The organism is Massilia sp. IC2-278 (genome assembly GCF_020708045.1).
In the GTDB taxonomy this organism is placed as follows: Bacteria; Pseudomonadota; Gammaproteobacteria; order Burkholderiales; family Burkholderiaceae_D; genus Telluria.
In genome coordinates, this window is record NZ_JAJFES010000020.1 from 21,348 (window position 1) to 39,180 (window position 17,833).

General features: G+C 66.0%; 11 protein-coding genes. 2 read left to right on the forward strand and 9 right to left on the reverse strand.

The window, feature by feature from the left end:
• Positions 1–64 precede the first annotated feature (64 nt).
• Entirely contained in the window at positions 65–700 is a 636-nt protein-coding gene (locus LK540_RS23060; RefSeq protein WP_229439741.1) for an SAM-dependent methyltransferase, read from the reverse strand.
• Between the two features lie 71 nt (positions 701–771).
• Positions 772–1,809 carry an alpha/beta fold hydrolase gene (locus LK540_RS23065; protein WP_229439742.1) on the reverse strand — a complete coding sequence of 346 codons (1,038 nt, stop codon included), beginning with the start codon at positions 1,807–1,809 and terminating at the stop codon, positions 772–774.
• A 146-nt stretch (positions 1,810–1,955) separates the two neighbouring features.
• Here LK540_RS23065 and LK540_RS23070 point away from each other — a divergent pair, with 146 nt between their 5' ends.
• On the forward strand, positions 1,956–3,614 hold the full coding sequence (locus tag LK540_RS23070; protein ID WP_229439743.1) for an alkaline phosphatase family protein: 1,659 nt from the start codon (positions 1,956–1,958) through the stop codon (positions 3,612–3,614).
• Between the two features lie 70 nt (positions 3,615–3,684).
• Here LK540_RS23070 and LK540_RS23075 read toward each other — a convergent pair whose 3' ends face one another.
• The 5 genes from LK540_RS23075 to LK540_RS23095 all read right to left on the reverse strand — a co-directional run bounded on the left by LK540_RS23075 (position 3,685) and on the right by LK540_RS23095 (position 12,360).
• Positions 3,685–4,857 carry a glycerophosphodiester phosphodiesterase gene (locus tag LK540_RS23075; RefSeq protein ID WP_229439744.1) on the reverse strand — a complete coding sequence of 391 codons (1,173 nt, stop codon included), beginning with the start codon at positions 4,855–4,857 and terminating at the stop codon, positions 3,685–3,687.
• Positions 4,857–7,271, reverse strand: coding sequence for a TonB-dependent receptor (locus LK540_RS23080; protein WP_229439745.1), 2,415 nt, complete (start codon positions 7,269–7,271; stop codon positions 4,857–4,859). Before LK540_RS23080 ends, LK540_RS23075 begins: the two co-directional genes overlap by 1 nt.
• A gap of 98 nt (positions 7,272–7,369) precedes the next feature.
• Positions 7,370–9,055 (reverse strand): alpha-amylase family glycosyl hydrolase, encoded by a 1,686-nt coding sequence (locus tag LK540_RS23085; protein ID WP_229439746.1) that lies wholly within the window; start codon positions 9,053–9,055, stop codon positions 7,370–7,372.
• A gap of 25 nt (positions 9,056–9,080) precedes the next feature.
• Positions 9,081–10,712 (reverse strand): alpha-D-glucose phosphate-specific phosphoglucomutase, encoded by a 1,632-nt coding sequence (locus LK540_RS23090; protein WP_229439747.1) that lies wholly within the window; start codon positions 10,710–10,712, stop codon positions 9,081–9,083.
• A gap of 316 nt (positions 10,713–11,028) precedes the next feature.
• Positions 11,029–12,360 (reverse strand): MFS transporter, encoded by a 1,332-nt coding sequence (locus tag LK540_RS23095; protein ID WP_229439748.1) that lies wholly within the window; start codon positions 12,358–12,360, stop codon positions 11,029–11,031.
• A gap of 286 nt (positions 12,361–12,646) precedes the next feature.
• On the opposite strand from LK540_RS23095, the gene LK540_RS23100 reads away from it, so the two are divergent.
• Entirely contained in the window at positions 12,647–13,933 is a 1,287-nt protein-coding gene (locus LK540_RS23100; protein WP_229439749.1) for an MFS transporter, read from the forward strand.
• Between the two features lie 345 nt (positions 13,934–14,278).
• Here LK540_RS23100 and LK540_RS23105 read toward each other — a convergent pair whose 3' ends face one another.
• Together LK540_RS23105 and LK540_RS23110 are read right to left on the reverse strand one after the other, a co-directional pair.
• Positions 14,279–16,111 (reverse strand): DEAD/DEAH box helicase, encoded by a 1,833-nt coding sequence (locus LK540_RS23105; protein ID WP_229439750.1) that lies wholly within the window; start codon positions 16,109–16,111, stop codon positions 14,279–14,281.
• A 167-nt stretch (positions 16,112–16,278) separates the two neighbouring features.
• Entirely contained in the window at positions 16,279–17,790 is a 1,512-nt protein-coding gene (locus LK540_RS23110; RefSeq protein WP_229439751.1) for a tryptophan halogenase family protein, read from the reverse strand.
• Positions 17,791–17,833 lie beyond the last annotated feature (43 nt).

The window sequence follows — 17,833 nt, forward strand, 5'->3', positions numbered from 1 at the left end:
ATGAGGATTGAATTTCTTGCAACTGGCAACCCTGACTGGACATGGCCAGTCGGTTGCCTCCGGCTCAACGCGGATAGATGAATCCGGTCCGGATATCCATCGGCACCAGCCCCTTCCCCTCGCGCACCATCAGGCGCTGCGGCGGTTCCTCGCCGGCCAGCGCGCGCCACACCACGGGCAGGCCCTCGCCCTTGCGCAGCAGCTCGTCGCTGCGCTCGAACACGTTGCCGCAGCCGGTAGCCTTGACCAGGGCCTGCACGATCGCCACCCGCCACAGATCGGCGGCGCCAGAGTTGAACTGGCACACCAGGTAACCCTCCGCGCCGCCATAGCCGTGCACCAGCAGGCCCGGCAAGCCGTCCTTGTCGCCATCGGCCAGCAGCACCAGTGCTTGCGGATCGGCCGTGCGCCAGGCCGTCAGGCGGCGCTCGACGGCTGCCTGCACGCGGCGCTTGATCAGCGCGTGGTCGATCGGCTCATCCTCGCGCAGGGTCCAGACGCGCGCGGCGATCTGCGATTTGGCGTTGTAGGCGGCGCGCGCCAGGAACTGGCGCGACGAGGATTGCACGACGGCGGTGGCGCCCGGCTTGTTGCGCTCCTGCGGCCTGCCGTCGACCTTTTCGATGGCGGACAGGTAGATCCAGGGGTCGCCGGCAAGGATGGACTTTTCCTTGCCCTGTTTGATGGTGATGATGAGCATGTGCGGCTTTCGTGGGCGGGGGCGACATGATACAGCAAGCCGCCGCCCCTGCCTTCAGCTTATCTTACCCTTTACTTCGGCGCAGCCAGGCCCTTGAGCAGCGCTTCGTGGAAGGCCTTCGGGTCCTGCATCTGCGGCGCGTGGCCCATCTCCGGGAAGGTGACCAGGGTCGCCTTCGGAATCGCCTTGACCGTCTTCTGCGCCAGCTCCGGGTAATTGCCCAGCTTCGGCCGCAGGGCTTCGGGCGCCGCGTCCTTGCCGATGGCGGTGGTGTCCTTCAGGCCGATCAGCAGCAGGGTCGGCATCTTCAGCAACGGGAATTCGTAGACCACCGGCTGGGTATAGATCATGTCGTACAGCAGGGCCGAATTCCAGGCCACGATCTCCTTGCCCTTGCCGCGGTACATCCCGGCCAGCATCTGCACCCAGGGTTCGTATTCCGGCTTCCAGGTGTTCACGTAATAGGTCGATTTTTCGTAGTTGCGGATCTTCTCGGCCGTGGTCTGCAGCTCGCGCCCGTACCATTTATCGACGCCGAGCGAGGGCACGCCCAGCGCCTTCCAGTCTTCCAGCCCGATCGGATTGACCAGTACCAGCTGCTCGGTCAGCTGCGGGAACATCAGGCCATAGCGCGTGGCCAGCATGCCGCCGGTGGAGTGGCCGAGGATGGTGGCGTTCTTCACGCCGATCGATTCCAGCAGCGCGCGCGTGTTCTCGGCCAGTTGCTGGAAGGTGTACTGGTAATGCTGGGGCTTGCTCGACTTGCAGAAGCCCACCTGGTCCGGCACCACCACGCGGTAGCCGGCGCCGCTGAGCGCATCCATGCTCGCCTTCCAGGTGGCGCCGCAGAAGTTCTTGCCGTGCATGAGGACCACCGTGCGGCCGTTGGCCTTGCCTTGCGCCGCGATGTCCATGTAGGCCATGTGCAGCTTCACGCCCTGCGAGGTGAAGTTGAACTGCTTGACCGGCGCCGGGTAGTCGAAGCCTTCGAGCTCGGGGCCGTAGGCCGGTTCATCAGCAGGCGCGGCCGCATGGGCGCCGGCGGCGGACAGGGACAGCGCGGCGGTGCAGGCAAAGTAGGCAATGCGATGGGCGAAGGCAGGCTTCATGGCGGTCCTCATGTGGTCGAATGCGCAAAGTCTAGTCGAGATTGGCGATGCATGTGTTTCGCTGCTCAACCGTGCCGGGCCTGTCATGGTGCCGTCACATGCCGTCATTACGATGACCGATCGTCCACTTTTTCGGCCTGCACCTTATGTCCACCCTGCCCTCCCTTGCCAGACGCGTGCTGGCCTTTTCCGTCTTCGCCGTGACTGCCGTCCACGCCGCGCCCGCCCCTTCCGCGCCGAAACTGGTGCTGGTGCTGGCCGTCGACGGTTTGCCGGCCGAGCAGCTGCAGCGCTACCGCGGCCAGTTCGGTCAGGGCGGCTTGCGCCGCCTGATGGACGATGGCGCGGTGTTCGCCAATGCGCACCAGGCCCACGGCGTTACCGTGACGGCGGTCGGCCATGCCGCCATCCTGTCCGGCGCCTACCCCTACCAGCATGGCATCATCGGCAACAACTGGATCGACCCGGTCTCGAAGACCTCGGTCTACTGCACCGACGACGCCGCTCATACCTACATCGGCGAAGAAACCAAGCCGAACGACGGCACCTCGCCCGCACGCCTGCGCGTGGACACCCTGGGCGACCAGCTGCGCTATGCCAGCGGCAACCGGGCCAAGGTGATTGCCGTCTCGGGCAAGGACCGCGGCGCCATCCTGCTGGCCGGGAAGACCGGCACCGCCTACATGTACATGGACAAGACCGGCAACTTCGCCTCGAGCACCTGGTACATGGCGGCGCATCCGCAATGGGTGCAGCAATACCAGGCCGCCCGCCCGCAGGACCGCTACTACGGCAAGACCTGGAAGCCGCTGCTGGCCGATGCGGCCTACGCGGGCGATGCGCCGGACGAGCTGTTCCCGGCCACGCCGGCCTCGCCGAACCGCTTTCCCTTTTCCTTCTACAGCGACAGCGGCAACATCGACGCCGACTACTTCAACCGCCTGAAGACCAGCCCCTTCCTCGACGAGCTGACCCTGGAATTCGCACGCGCGGCGGTCGAGGGCGAGCGTCTGGGCGGCACGAGCGGCGTCACCGACCTGCTCGGCGTAAGCCTGTCCGCGCACGACTACGTCAACCATGCCTACGGCCCCGAAAGCAAGATGTCGCACGACCACCTGCAGCACCTCGACCGCATGCTGGCCGATTTCTTCACTTACCTCGACCGCAAGCTCGGCGCCGGCAACGTGCTGGTGGTGCTCACCGCCGACCACGGTTTCCCGAACACGCCGGAATTCGTCAAGGCGGCGAAGGGCGACGCCGGCCGCGTGAACGCGGGTGCGCTGGTGGCGGCGCTGAACGTGGCGCTGGCGGCGAAATATGGCCACGAGAAGCTCGCGATCGCGCAGTCGGCGCCGAACTTCCACCTCGACTACGCCGCCATCGACAAGCTGGGCGTGGCGCGCGGCGAGGTCGAGAACACGGCGGCGGCCTTCCTGCGTGCGCAGGAAGGCGTGGCCGAGGTGTTCACACGCAGCCAGTTCGAGGCGAACGCCACCGGCACCACGCGCATGGGCGTACTGATGCGCCGCGCCTGGCACCGCGAACTGTCGGGCGACCTGGTGGTGGTGACCCGGCCGAACTGGTACTTCAGCAGCGGCAGCAGTGGCACCTCGCACGGCTCGCCCTATGCCTACGACACCAACGTGCCGCTGCTGCTCAGCGGGCGCAAGTGGATCAAGCCGGGCTACTACGGGCAGTATGCGGAAACGGTGGACATCGCGCCGACGCTGGCGAACGTGCTGCGGCTGCGTCCGCCGGCGGCAAGCGAAGGACGGGTGCTGGTCGAGGCCTTGCAGACGCCTTGAATAGCTGGAATGCGTAGGGTGGACGGCATCAAAGCCTCGGGGGCCCGCCCACCCGGGTGCAGCCGTCCCCCTACCCGATCGCCTTGCGCGCCAGCGCCACGTCGTCCGAGAACAGGCCGTCGATGCCGGTCTCGAGATAGCGCTGCATCTCCGCAATCGATCCTGCCTCATTGCGCGCATTCGGTCCCGCATCGTTGCGGAAATCGGCCGCCAGGAAGGCATTCTCCGGACGGAAGGTCCAGGCCACCACGTCCAGCCCGGCGCGGTGCGCATCCGCCACCAGCGGCGATGGCTGGCCGAGGCGTTCGTCGGCCGCGAGCGGAATCACCGCGCGGTGCATCGGCGCCACCACGTCGGCATACCGCGCCACCTCGCGCAGGCCGCGTGCCGACAGCATCTCGCCATAGGTCAGGCTGCCGCCGGCCAGCGCCACGTCGGCCGGCTTGAGCGCGTCCAGGCGCCCGCCCGCCACCGCCAGCTGGGCCAGGCGCAGGTTCGACGAGCCACCGATTACCTTCCTCAGCGCCTTCAGGTTGGCTGTCTCGAACGATTGCACGACGACCGGCGCACGCCGCGTGTAGGCGTGCGCATTCAGGGTCGAGACCAGGCGGTCTTCCAGCGCCAGGCCGGCGGCGCCGAACCAGGTGGAGTGCTTCAGTTCCGGGATCAGGCCGATGCTGCGCCCGCGCGCGGCCGACTCGGCCGCCACGAAGTCGACGATCTCCTCCAGGCTCAGTATCTGGAAGCGGCCGTCGCCACCGGTCCCGCGCATCGCCGGCAGGCGCTCCACCGCGCGCAGGGTCTTCAGTTCGGCCAGCGTGAAGTCGGACACGAACCAGCCCTCGTGCGCCTGGCCGTCGATGCTCTTGCGCGTCTTGCGGCCCGCGAACTCGGGGCGGCTGGCGACGTCGGTGGTATCGGTGATGGCGTTCTCGTGGCGCGCGACCAGCACGCCGTCTTTCGTGCAGACCAGGTCCGGCTCGACGAAGTCGGCGCCGTCCAGGATCGCGCGCGCATAGGCGGCCAGCGTGTGCTCAGGGAACACGGCGCTGGCGCCGCGGTGGGCGTACAGCAGCGGCGCCGCTTTCGCATCGCGGCGCGCCGCGGGCAGCGGCGATGCGGATTGTGAAGCGGACTGTGAAGCGGACCGCGCCAGCGCCGGCAGCGCCGCCAGCGCCAGCGCGCCGCCCAGGCCGCCCAGCAGCAAGCGCCGCGCCGGGCTGGCGGCAACGATCCGCGCCATCAGATATCCGCCTTCAGGGTGATGAAGCCCATGCGCGGCGGGATCGGGTAGGTGGCGTAGCTGCCGCTGGCCTGGCCCACGTTCGGCTGCAGCACGCCCTTGCGGTCGGCCAGGTTGGTGACGTTCACGCTCCAGCGCATGTTCTTCAGGAAGCCGGTCTCGAACGGCACCTTGCCCGAGACGTTCAGGCCGAGCAGGAAGTAGCTGGCCACGTCCAGGTCGTTGGTGTAGGTGGCGTAGCGGCGGCCGACGTAGTCGCCCTGCAGCTGGATCTCGATGCCGGCGCCCGGCTTGACGGTGGCGATGAACTTGTTCATCCACTCCGGCGTGTTCGGCACGGTCTTGCCCGCGGTCGGGACCACGGTGGTGCCGGACAAGTAGCTGTCCTGGTACTTCGAGCGGTTGTACGACACCGCGTCGTAGAAGCTGAAGGCGCGGCCGAAGTGGAAGGTGGCGCCGAGGTCGACGCCGTCCGTCTTCACGTCGCCGACGTTCGACAGGATGGTGGTGCCGCCGGCGAACGAGGTGATGATCGGGTTCGAGCTGATCGCCAGCTGGCGGTCCTTGAAGTCCACGTGGTACAGGCTGACCTGGCCGTCGAAACCGGTCAGCGGCCCGGCATTCAGCTGGCGCGAGGTGCGCAGGCCCAGCTCGTAGGTGAGCGCGGTTTCCGGTTTCGCCGTGTCCTTGAAGTAGTCGAAGGCGGCCTGCGACGACAGGCTCCACGGCGAATTGCCGCCGCCGCCGTAGGTCACGAACTGGCGCATGTTCTTCTGCACGTTGGCGAAGGCCTGGTCGGTACTGGAGATGTCCCAGCGCGCGCCGATTTGCGGCAGGAACCATTTTTTGGTGGTGATCTTCCCTTCCGGCAGACCGCGCGAGCCGCCGCTGAGGGTGGCCGCCAGCTGCTGCACCGGGAACAGGCCTTCCGCGAACTGCAGGCTGGACTTGAAGCCGCCCTGCACGGTGACGTCCGGGCGCAGCTTCCATTCGTCCTGCAGGTGGAACTGCACCACCTTGTTGTCGATCTCGCTGCCGTACTGGGTGATCAAAGGGTTAGCCGGGCGCTGGTAAGGCGTGCTGGGATTGTTCACGTCGAGCGGATACCAGCGGCGGTAGGCGCTCGACTTGTTGTGCTCGAACCAGAGGCCGGTCTGGATGCGGTGCTCACCCAGGTCCCAGCGCAGGGTCGAGGTCAGGCCCTGGCGGTTGATCCTGTACTCGGTGGTGCGGGTGGCGTAGCCAGAATTGCCGAACACGGACTTCAGGTCCTGGTTCGGGTAATAGGCGCGGAACAGCGCCGGCAGGCCGGCCTGGTTGATCGGGCCGGCCACCACGCCGGCGCCGTCGTTGCGGTGGTAGTAGTACTGGTTGGTCCAGGTGGCATCCTGGCCCAGGTAGGCTTCGTGCTTCACGTAGGCCAGCTTGTCGGTGCGCTGGGCGTCGCTGTAGTAGTTGCGGAAGTTGGCGCCGACGGCTGCCGGTGGCGCGCCGTTCGCGTCCAGGTAGGCCAGCGCGGCGGCGAAGTCGGGGTACAGGAAGGGGCGCGTGTAGGGCGCCGCCAGGCCGGCCTGGTGCAGGGTCGAGTCCTCGTTCGGCTCGGTCTTGTCGGACCAGTCGGCAAACACGGTCAGCTTGCCGCTTTCTCCCTGGTGCACGAACTTGGCATTGAACTGGTCGTTGCTCTGCTTGCCGTTGAAGTCCCAGGCCTTGGCTTCGTGGTGCAGGCCCGAGAGATAGAAGCTGTTGCCGCCGCCGATGTCGCCGGAATCGAAGCGCACGAAGCTGCGGCTGGCCTTGTGGCTGCCCAGGGTCTGCTGCAAATTGATGTTGCGGCGATCGAGCGGGTCGCTGGAATAGGTTTCGATGGTGCCGCCCAGGTTGCTGGTCGAGGGCGTGCCGAGGTCGCCGGCGCCGGTGGACAGCACCACGCTGCGCACGTTCTCGCTGGTGACGGCGCGCTGCGGCGCCAGGCCGTTGTAGTTGCCGTACTGCTGGTCGCCGAGCGGCACGCCGTCCATCGTGTAGCCCAGTTGCTGGCCATTGAAGCCGTGCACGAACAGCGACAGGTTCTGTTCGTTGTTGCCCCAGGGGTCGGCGGTCTGGAAGCTCACGCCGGGCAGCGCCTGCAAGGCCTTCAGCGGGTTCACGCCCGGCATCACCTTCTGGATCTCGGTGCCCGACATGGCCACCGTGGAGCGCGTCTTGCGGGTCGAGATCTCGACCGTGGCCAGGGCGCCGGGTGGCGTGGTGTCCTGCACGGCAGGCGCTTCGGCGGCGGCCGGGGTGTCTTCGGCCGGGGTATTTTCGGCAGGCGCTGCGTGGGCCAGCGAGGCGCACAGGGCGGCCACGGCAAAGGCAAGGCGGGTCGGATGCAGGGAGGTGGTGCGGGAGGACGACAGGGTCGGTTTCATCGAGCAAGGTCAAGGAACGGTTGAGGTGACCGAACATTAACCTTGCAAAATGACTAAGCCGTGACGCCGGCGTGACGGATTGATGACGCGGGAGCGCGTCAGTTCAAACCGATCAGCACCACCGGATTGCGCGCATCGAACTGCACCTTGCCGCCCTTGACGATGGCGGTCTTGCCCGAGTACCAGTCGCGCACGGTCTGGCCATCCATGAAGACGCCGGTCACCGGCACGGCGGTCGGTTTATCGACAGGCAGGCCGAGCGCCACCACCACGCGGTCGGTCACCTCCTTCGTTTCATACGTACGCTTGAAAACGTAGGGGTAGTGCTGGATCATCTGGTGCACGCCGGCGCCTACGCTTGGGTGCGCCTGGCGGAAGCGGCCCAATCTCGCCCAGTGCTCGCGCACGTCGCGCACGCGGTTCAGGCCGCGCTGGGCGTTCGAGGCCAGTTCTTCCCAGTTCATGAACGAGCGCAGCGTGGCGTCGCCCTCGGCGCCCTCCACCTTCAGCAGGCGCGCGGTTTCGTCGCCGTAGTAGATCTGGGCGGCGCCCGGCGCCAGCAGCAGCTTGTTGGCGCTCTCGTAGGGACGCTCGCGCATCGCGTCGTACGGGTCGCCGTCGTCGTGCGAACTCAGATAGTTCAGCACCGAGGAATCCTTCATCGGGCCCTGCAGCGCCTGCGAATAGGCGCTGAACAGCTTTTCGTAGCTTTCCTTGGCGTCGGACTTCATCGCGAAGTTGATCAGGCTGTCGAAGCCCTGGGCCGGGTAGTCGGCCGTCATGCCGCCCAGGTCGTAGGCATGGCCATGCTGCAGCGCGTAGCCGTACACCTCGGCCGTCATGTAGAACGGCGTGTCGTCCAGCTTCTTGCTCGGGTTGGCGCGCTTCCAGTCCTCGAAGGCCGCGCTCGATACGGTCTTGAGTTCCTTCCACAGGCCCGGCTCGGTGTGCTTCACGGTGTCGGCGCGGAAGCCGTCGAAACCGTACTTGCGCACCCAGTCGGCGTGCCATTTCATCAGGTAGTAGCGCGGCGCGCGCGGGTAGCCGGTGCGCTTGAAGAAGTCGTCCAGCTCCTTCACCTCGCGCTCGTAGCGCCCTTCCTTCTTCCACTTCTCCGCCAGTTGCGGCGGCAGGCTTACTGCCTTGTCGCTGCCGGTGAGGATGTCGGGCAGGTTCTTCACCAGCGTGCAATCCATGGTCGTGCGCGCATCCTTGTAGGTGCAGGTCGGGCCGGTGCGCACCCAGTCGGCCGGCCACACCGGGTCAAGCGCGGTCACCGGGCCGGTGTGGTTCAGCACCACGTCGAGCAGCACGCGGATGCCCGCGGCGTGGGCGGTATCGACCAGGGTGCGCACGTCGTCCTCGGTGCCGAGATTCGCGTCCACCGCCGTGAAGTCGCGCGCCCAGTAGCCGTGGAAGCCATAGCTTTTACCAGTGCCCTCGTCGGTGGCGCCGTGGATCTGCTCGACCGGCGGCGTGATCCAGATCGCGGTCACGCCGAGGTCGGTGAAGTAGCCCTCCTTGATCTTGGCCGTGATGCCGGCCAGGTCGCCCCCCATGTAACCGCGCAGCACTGCCGCATCCTTCTTGCGTCCGTAGGCCAGGTCGTTGGCCGGGTTGCCGTTGTTGAAGCGGTCCGTCAGCAGGAAGTAGACGGTCGCGTTCTCCCAGACGAAAGGCTTGGCCGGCGCCGACCAGGGTGCGGCGATGCCGGTCTGGGCCTGGGCCTGGGCTTGCGGTGCAAAGGCGATCAACAACGAAGCGGCAAGTGCGGGTAGTTTCATGCAGGGGTTCCTGTGGTGGGTTGGATCAGGTGATCACGCTCGGCTGCTGGCGGCCGGTGCGCTGGCGCAGTCCGGAAACATCGTCGGCAATCGCGATCAGGTTGGACAAGGCGTCCTGGGTTTCCAGGTCGTGCCGGCTTGGGTCGGCCTCGTAGCGTTCGAGGTAGACGCGGACGGTGGCGCCTTCGGTGCCGGTGCCGGACAGGCGGAACACGATGCGCGAGCCGTCGTCCATGATGATACGCACGCCCTGTTTCGTCGCCACCGAATGGTCGACCGGGTCGGTGTAGACGAAGTCGTCGGCGACGGAGACGCGGTAGTCGCCCAAGGCTTGTCCTTCCAGCGCCGGCAGCTTGTCGCGCAGCGCGTTCATCATGGCGTCGGCAGCGGCGGCATCGACGGCTTCGTAGTCGTGGCGCGAATAATAATTGCGGCCGAAGCGCGCCCAGTGCTCGCTTACCAGTTCGTTCACGGTCTTGCCGCTGGCGGCGACGATGTTCAGCCAGAACAGCACGGCCCACAGGCCATCCTTTTCGCGCACGTGGCTCGATCCCGTGCCGTAGCTCTCTTCGCCGCACAGGGTCACCATGCCGGCGTCCATCAGGTTGCCGAAGTACTTCCAGCCGGTCGGCGTTTCGAAGCAGGCGATGCCGAGCGCTGCGGCCACGCGGTCGGCGGCGGTGGATGTCGGCATCGAGCGTGCGATGCCCTTGATGCCGGCTGCGTAGCCCGGCGCCAGCGTTGCGTTCGCGGCGATGATGGCCAGGCTGTCCGATGGCGTGACGGCGATGCCGCGGCCGACGATCATGTTGCGGTCGCCGTCGCCGTCGGAGGCCGCGCCGAATTCCGGCGCGTCGGGGCCGTTCATCAGGGCGATCAATTCGGCCGCGTTGACCGGGTTCGGGTCGGGATGGTGGCCACCGAAGTCTTCCAGCGGCTCGGCGTTGATGACGGTGCCGGCGGGCGCGCCGAGCATGCCTTCGATGATCGCTTTGGCATACGGGCCGGAGACGGCGCTCATGCCGTCGAAGCGCATCGTGAAGCCGCGCGCGAACAGGGCGCGGATGGCGTCGAAGTCGAACAGGCCTTTCATCAGCTCGGCGTAGTCGGCCACGGAATCGATCACTTCGACCTGCATGCCTTCCAGCTGGGTCGTGCCGATTTCATCGAGGTTGACGGGCGGCGCGTCGCTGATGCGGTAGCTGAGCAGGCCCTGGGTTTGCGAATACACCGCCTCGGTGATCTTTTCCGGCGCCGGGCCGCCGTTGCCGATGTTGTACTTGATGCCGAAGTCGCCGTCCGGGCCGCCGGGATTGTGGCTGGCCGAGAGTACGATGCCGCCGAAGGCATTGTGCTTGCGGATCACGCAGCTGACGGCCGGCGTCGACAGGATGCCGCCCTGCCCGACCAGGATGCGGCCCACGCCGTGGGCGGCGGCCATGTGCAAAATCGTCTGGATGGCGCTGCGGTTGAAATAGCGGCCGTCGCCGCCCAGCACCAGGGTCTGGCCAGTGAGGTCGCCCAGGGTCAGGAAGATGGCTTCCACAAAATTCTCGAGGTAGCCCGGCTGCTGGAACTCGGTGACCTTCTTGCGCAGGCCCGAGGTGCCCGGACGCTGTCCGGCGAACGGCGTGGTCGCCACGGTTTGGATCGTCATGCTTGGCTCCTGTGTATGAATTCGGTTATCAACGTTTTGTTGATAAAACGTTACGATACGACAGGAGCCGAAATCGTGGCGCAAGGGATTGGATCATGGAGGTGCCGATCTTCGTAGGGTGGGCACTCCGTGCCCACGCGGTTACGTGCGCGTCCTTGCACCCGCGGCCGATGGAATTCGCTCGAAACCCATCCGAAGTCCGAAGTTCGTGGCCGCCACAAGCCGCGCGAGCGAACGTTCCACGCAGCGTATGCCAGAGACGTCCGTACCGCGTGGGCACGGAGTGCCCACCCTACGGGACACGCTCCGGCCCCGATCAAGCCTGGTTCGGCGCTTTATCCGTCACCGCCAGCGTCAACAGCGCCGCCACCAGCATGCACACGCCGCCCAGCACCAGCGTCTGCACGGTATGCCCGCCAAAGAACTCGCGCGTCACGAAGCCCAGCAGCAGGCCGCTGACGATCTGCGGAATCACGACGAAGAAGTTGAACAGCCCCATGAAGTAGCCCATGCGCTCCGCCGGCAGCGAACCCGCCAGGATCGCATACGGCATCGTCAAAATCGAGGCCCAGGCGATACCGACACCCACCATCGGCAGCATCAGCATGTCCTTGGTATCGATCAGCGCAATGCTCGCCAGGCTCAGGCCGCCGATGGCCAGGCACACGAAGTGCACGATCTTGCGGCTGGTGGCGCGGGCGAACACCGGCAAAATGAAGGCGGCCAGCGCCGACACGCCGCTGTACACCGCGAACATGATGCCGACCTGGTTGCCAGCTTCCTGGAAGGCGGCCGACTGGGCGTCGCGCGTGCCCCACACGGCGTCGGCAATCGCGCTGCCGGTGTAGATCCACATCGCGAACAGCGCGATCCAGGTGAAGAACTGGACAAAGGCCAGCTGCACCATGGTCTTCGGCATCTTGCCGAAGCCGCCGACGATCTCGGCCAGCGCCGTGCCAATGTGGCGCGCCTGCTGGCGCTGCTGCTGGAAGCTGGCCAGATCGGGCGGCGGCAGTTCGTCGGCGGTAAACACGGTCCAGCTGACAGCCACCATGAACACTACCGCGCCGGCGTAGAAGGAATAGCGCACGGTGTCGGGGATCATGCCGTCGACCGGCACGTTCGACACGCCGAAGTGGGTGAAGATGGCCGGCAGCAGCGAAGCGATCACCGCGCCGCAGCCGATGAAGAAGGTCTGCATCGCGTAGCCCGCGGTCTGCTGGGTCGGGTCGAGCTTGTCACCGACAAAGGCGCGGAACGGCTCCATCGACACGTTGATCGCGGCGTCCATCATCCACAGCACGGCCACGGCCATCCACAGCGCCGAGGAATTCGGCATCAGGAACAGGGCGATCGCCGCTAGGAAGGCGCCGATGAAGAAGAAGGGACGGCGCCGGCCCCACTTCGGGTGCCAGGTGTTGTCGCTCATGTAGCCGATCACCGGCTGCACCAGCAGGCCGGTCACCGGCGCGGCGAGCCAGAACAGCGCCAGGTCGTCGGGGTTCGCGCCCAGGGTCGAGAAGATGCGGCTGGTGTTCGAGTTCTGCAGCGCGAAGCCGAACTGGATGCCGAAGAAGCCGAAGCTCATGTTCCACAGCTGCCAGAACGACAGGCGCGGCTTCTTGAGCGCGTTGGTGTGCATGTCCATCGATGTCCCCAAGCGGCCCGGCCTTGAAGCCGGGCTCTCTGTATGTGGCAAACGCCGCGCCATGACTGCGTGCCGGCTGGTCAGGCGCGGTGCTGGAGGGTGGCGGGGAGCGTTCCCGTCCGGGAGGCCATGTGGACGGGCTGGTTGCAGGATAATTTGTAGCAAAATAACATGGTGTTTTCCGAGTGTCAATCCAACACTGACATAGTAGAATCGGCATGTCCGCCCTGTTGCGACGGCCTTTTGTAGTCAAATAACACAATAGATAACAAAGCAAGGAGACCCCATGCTCGACATGCAGCGCCGGCTGAGCAATCCATTCTACGCATTGACCAGCTTGCCGGCCACGGCCATGGGCTTTGCCCTGTGCATCCAGATTTCCGCGCTTAGCTGGCTGCTGAGTACCAAGTACCACCTCGACATCCACGAGATCGGCATCGTCTGGGCCGCCGGCCCGCTGGCCGGCATCCTGGGCCAGGTGATCATCGGCTTCATCAGCGACAAGACCTGGTTCTGGGGCGGGCGGCGCCGGCCCTTCATCCTGATCGGCGGCACCCTCGCCGCCCTGTCGGTATTCCTGCTGCCGCGCATCGAGATGGTGGCCGACCTGTTCGGCGTGACCAATCTGCTGGTGATCGCCGTGATCGTGGCGCTGACGCTGGATTTGTCGATCAACATCAGCTTCAACCCGACCCGCTCGATCATCGCCGACGTCACGCCGGAAGGCGACGCCCGCACGCGCGGCTATACCTGGATGCAGACCATTTCCGGCTTCTGGGGCGTGACGGCGTATTTGATCGGCGCCTACATCGACAACTACGCGCTGATCTCGGTGGGCGTGGTGATCGTGCTGCTGTTCTCGATCGTGCCGGTGTTCCTGATCAAGGAGCCGCGCGAGCTGGCGCCCGAGACCAGGGAAGACGTCGCTGCCACGTCGACCACCACCGACTGGCCGCAGTTGTGGAAGCTGTGGACGGCGCACGCCTTCAGCTGGTTCGGCGTGCAGGCGATGTTCGTCTACATCATCTCCTTTATCCAGCAGCACGTGGTCGCGCCTGGCGCCACGGTCGCCGAATCGGCGGCGCAGTCGGGGCACCTGATCGCGATTTCGTTCGCGATCATGAACGTGGTCGGCTTCGTGCTGCCGGCGCTGGTGCTGGCGCCGCTCGGCGCGCGCATCGGCCGCGTGCGCACCCAGGCCGCCTGCATCGGCATCATGGCGGTGGCCTACTTCGGCATCGCGCTGTTCGCGCGCTCGCCGGCGTCGCTGTACGTGCTGATGGCGGTGGTGGGGATCGGCTGGGCGGCGGTGGTCAGTTTGCCGTTCGCGATCATGAGCGAAAAGGTCGACAAGCGCCGCATGGGCTACTTCATGGGGCTGTTCAATCTGTCGGTGGTGTTGCCGCAGCTGGCGACCACGGTGGTGGGTTATGTGCTGAAGGACGCGGCGGACAAGAGTGTCCTGTTCCTGATTTGCGGCGGCTGCCTGGCGGTGTCGAGCGTGCTGTGGTTGCTGGTGAAGGATGGGGCCAGCGTGCATCAGGCCAAGCCGGCGTTGGCGACGGTGCATTGACGTACGATGCGCCATTGCGGCTCGACATTCAGCCGGGCCGCTGACGTAGGGTGGGCACTCCGTGCCCACGCGGAACGACGCATTGACGCGGCCCGGCATTCGTCCGGGCCGTATTCATATGGCAGAGCATCTGAGAGAACATCGTTAGCGCAACGATGATGGCGAACGCTTCGGAGCGAATTGTTTCTGCCGCGGACTCGCGGAAGAGCACGTAACGCGTGGGCACGGAGTGCCCACCCTACGGGTCACGTTCGCGACTGAATGAATGCCGATAATGCCAGCGTTCGTTGAACGCGTGGACGGCATAGCCGTCCACCCTACCCTATTGCGGCAACGCCGCAATCATTACGCTTTGCGCGGCTTCTTGAAGCCAGGCTTTTCCGCCATACGACGCTCGGCCCCGAACGACTTCTTCGGCCCGGCCGCCTTCTTCGGCGCCGGCGCTTCTTCGCCGTCGCGCGTGATGTTCAGCTGCTGGCCGGCCACCCACACGGTCTTCAGGTGATCCACCAGGTCCTTCGGCAGATCGTTCGGCAAGTCCAGCGTGGTGAAATCGTCGTAGATCTCGATGCGGCCGATGTACTTCGATTCGATGCCGCCTTCGTTGGCGATCGCGCCGACGATGTTGCCCGGCTTGACGCCGTTCGCGTGGCCGACTTCGATGCGGTAGGTCGCCATGCCCGGTTCCGGTTCGCGCATCACGCGCTCCTTGCGGAAGCCTGGCTCACGTTGCTCACGCGGCGCACGTGCCGGACGCTCTTCCCAGCCGGCGTCGCGCGGGGCGCGCGGCAGGCGCTCGACGAAGTCGGTGCGCGCCGGACGGTCTTCCCAGCTCGACGGACGGGCTTCGCGGTCCGGCTTTTCCAGCAGCAGCGGCACGTCGCCGCGGCCCAGCTTTGCCAGCGCGGCGGCGATGTCCACCGCCGGCACGTTCTGCTCGCGCTCGTATTCCTCGATCAGCTCGCGGAACTGTTCCAGGCCGCCGGCTTCCAGGGTCGCCGTGATCTGGTCCTTGAACTTGGCGATGCGCACGTCGTTCACGGCCTTCACGGTCGGCAGCGTCAGCGGCGACACCGGCTGGCGCGTGGCGCGCTCGATGGCTTTCAGCAGGCCGCGCTCGCGCGGGGTGATGAACAGGATGGCGTCGCCGCTGCGGCCCGCGCGGCCGGTACGGCCGATGCGGTGGGTATAGCTTTCCGGGTCCGACGGCACGTCGTAGTTGATGACGTGGCTGATGCGCTCGACGTCCAGGCCGCGCGCGGCGACGTCGGTGGCCACCAGGATGTCGATCTTGCCGTTCTTGAGCTGCTCGATGGTGCGCTCGCGCTGCACCTGGGCCATGTCGCCGTTGATCGCCGTGGCCGCAAAGCCGCGTGCCTGCAGCTTGGTCGCCAGCTCTTCGGTGCCGAGCTTGGTGCGGGCGAAGATGATCATGCCGTCGAACGGTTCGGCCTCGAGGATGCGCGTCAGCGCGTCGAGCTTCTGCATGCCGGCCACCAGCCAGTAGCGCTGGGTGATGTTTTCGGCGGTGCCGGTCTTGGCGGCGACGGTTACTTCGCTCGGGTCGCGCAGGTAGGTCTTGGCAATGCGCTTGATCGCCGGCGGCATGGTGGCCGAGAACAGCGCGATCTGGCGCTCGTCCGGGATCTGCTGCAGGATCTGCTCGACGTCGTCGATGAAGCCCATGCGCAGCATTTCGTCGGCTTCGTCCAGCACCAGGGTCTTCAGCTGCGACAGGTCGAGCGAACCCTTTTCGATGTGGTCGATCACGCGGCCCGGGGTGCCGACGATGACCTGCACGCCGCGGCGCAGCGCCTGCAGCTGCGGGCCGTAGCTCTGGCCGCCGTAGATAGGCAGCACATGGAAGTTTTTCATGTGCGCGGCGTAGGTCTGGAAGGCTTCGGCCACCTGGATCGCCAGTTCGCGCGTCGGCGCCAGCACCAGCGCCTGCGGCGCGGTCTGCTTGGTGTCGATGCGCGACAGCACCGGCAGCGCGAACGCCGCGGTCTTGCCGGTACCGGTTTGGGCCTGTCCCAGCACGTCGCGTCCTTCCAGCAGCAGGGGAATGGTGGCGGCCTGGATCGGCGACGGTGCTTCGTAGCCGACTTCCTTCAGCGCCTTGAGGATGGGCGCCGGGATGTTCAGGTCGGAAAACGATGGGATAGGGGTGTCGGACATGGATGACTTTCGAAAAACAATACTAAACCGCCAGTTTACTCCCTCGCCGGGAACGGACGGACACAATTAACAAAACCGGGGAAACAACGACAAAAAAGCCCCGTGCGCCTTGCGCAAGGGGCTGCATATGAAACCGGTCGCCGGCAAGCCGGGAAAAACGAACAATGCTACATCTTCGGCGCCGCGCAATGACGCGCGATGTACTCCTCGTGGGTCGGCATCACGCTCACGCACTTGGCGATTACGCCGCGCACGCTGTCGAGGTAGTCGGCGATATCGGCCTCCGATTGCACGTCAACCAGCGGATTATACGCGTTCACCGGCATGTTCTGCCCTTCCAGCACCTGGATCCAGCCCACTTCCGAGAACAATTCGTTGTCCACGCGTACCACCTTGCCGCGCGCGCGATACAAATCCATCTTCTGGCGCAGCGTGTCCGGGATCGCCATGTTGGCGCAGGCCAGCCAGTACGGCGAGTCGGTGCGCTGGTTCAGGTGGTAGTGCAGCACGATGAAGTCGCGGATACGCTCGTACTCGAAGCGCGACTGGCGGTTGAATTCCGCCCGCTCCACCTCCTGGAAACCGCGGTCCGGGAAGAACTCGATCAGGCGGGAGATTGCCGACTGGATCAGGTGGATGCTGGTCGATTCGATCGGTTCGAGGAAGCCGCCGGCCAGGCCGACCGCCACCACGTTGCGGTTCCAGGCCTGCTTGCGCATGCCGGTCTGGAACTTGATCAGGCGCGGATCGGCCAGCGCCGGCGCATCCAGGTTCGCCAGCAGCGTGGCCGCCGCTTCGTCGTCGCTGATGTAGCGGCTGCAGTACACGTGGCCGTTGCCGGTGCGGTGCTGCAGCGGGATGCGCCACTGCCAGCCCGACTGGTGCGCGGTGGCGCGCGTGAACGGCGTCATCGTCTTCACCGATTCGCAAGGCACGGCCAGGGCGCGGTCGGCCGGCAGCCAGCCGCTCCAGTCCTCGTAGCCGGTCTGCAGTGTCTGTTCGATCAGCAGGCCGCGGAAGCCCGAGCAGTCGATGAACAGGTCGCCGCCGATGCGGGTGCCATTCTCCAGTTCCACCGCGTCGATGTAGCCGTCGCCGGGGCGCTGGGTGGCGCGCACGATCTTGCCCTCGACACGCGTCACGCCGCGCGACTCCGAGAGTTTACGCAGGTAGCGCGCATACAGGCTGGCGTCGAAGTGGTAGGCGTAGGCGATGTCGGCCAGTGGCGAATTCCCCACATCCTGGCGTGCCGGCATGAACTTGCCGGCTTTCGCCGCCATGCGCGCGATCGAGTATTCCTCCAGCGGCGCCGCCTTACCCATGGCGCGCATCTTGAGCCAGTACTGCTCGAAGGGCACGGTGGCCAGGTCCTGGCCCAGGCGCCCGAAGCCGTGCATGTAGCGCTCGCCCTTGCGGCCCCAGTTCACGAACTCGACCCCGAGCTTGAAGCTGCCCTGGGTGGCGCGCATGAATTCGGCCTCGTCGATGCCAAGCACGCGGTTGAAGCGCTGGATCATCGGGATGGTCGCTTCGCCGACGCCGACGATGCCGATCTCGTCGGATTCGACCAGGCGGATGTTGTAGCGGCCGTTCAGGATGGTCGAGAGTGCGGCGGCCGTCATCCAGCCGGCGGTGCCGCCGCCGACGATGACGATGTCCTTGATGGGTACGTTCTGCATGGTGGTTTCGCTCAGGTCAAGAAAACGACCCCTGGCAGGCGGG

Bases quoted from the DNA above. Each gene is read 5' to 3' on its own strand.
- LK540_RS23095 (WP_229439748.1), bottom strand. From the start codon at position 12,360: ATGGACATGCACACCAACGCGCTCAAGAAGCCGCGCCTGTCGTTCTGG.
- LK540_RS23100 (WP_229439749.1), top strand. From the start codon at position 12,647: ATGCTCGACATGCAGCGCCGGCTGAGCAATCCATTCTACGCATTGACC.
- LK540_RS23085 (WP_229439746.1), bottom strand. From the start codon at position 9,055: ATGAAACTACCCGCACTTGCCGCTTCGTTGTTGATCGCCTTTGCACCG.
- LK540_RS23080 (WP_229439745.1), bottom strand. From the start codon at position 7,271: ATGAAACCGACCCTGTCGTCCTCCCGCACCACCTCCCTGCATCCGACC.
- LK540_RS23075 (WP_229439744.1), bottom strand. From the start codon at position 4,857: ATGGCGCGGATCGTTGCCGCCAGCCCGGCGCGGCGCTTGCTGCTGGGC.
- LK540_RS23105 (WP_229439750.1), bottom strand. From the start codon at position 16,111: ATGTCCGACACCCCTATCCCATCGTTTTCCGACCTGAACATCCCGGCG.
- LK540_RS23065 (WP_229439742.1), bottom strand. From the start codon at position 1,809: ATGAAGCCTGCCTTCGCCCATCGCATTGCCTACTTTGCCTGCACCGCC.
- LK540_RS23110 (WP_229439751.1), bottom strand. From the start codon at position 17,790: ATGCAGAACGTACCCATCAAGGACATCGTCATCGTCGGCGGCGGCACC.
- LK540_RS23060 (WP_229439741.1), bottom strand. From the start codon at position 700: ATGCTCATCATCACCATCAAACAGGGCAAGGAAAAGTCCATCCTTGCC.
- LK540_RS23090 (WP_229439747.1), bottom strand. From the start codon at position 10,712: ATGACGATCCAAACCGTGGCGACCACGCCGTTCGCCGGACAGCGTCCG.
- LK540_RS23070 (WP_229439743.1), top strand. From the start codon at position 1,956: ATGTCCACCCTGCCCTCCCTTGCCAGACGCGTGCTGGCCTTTTCCGTC.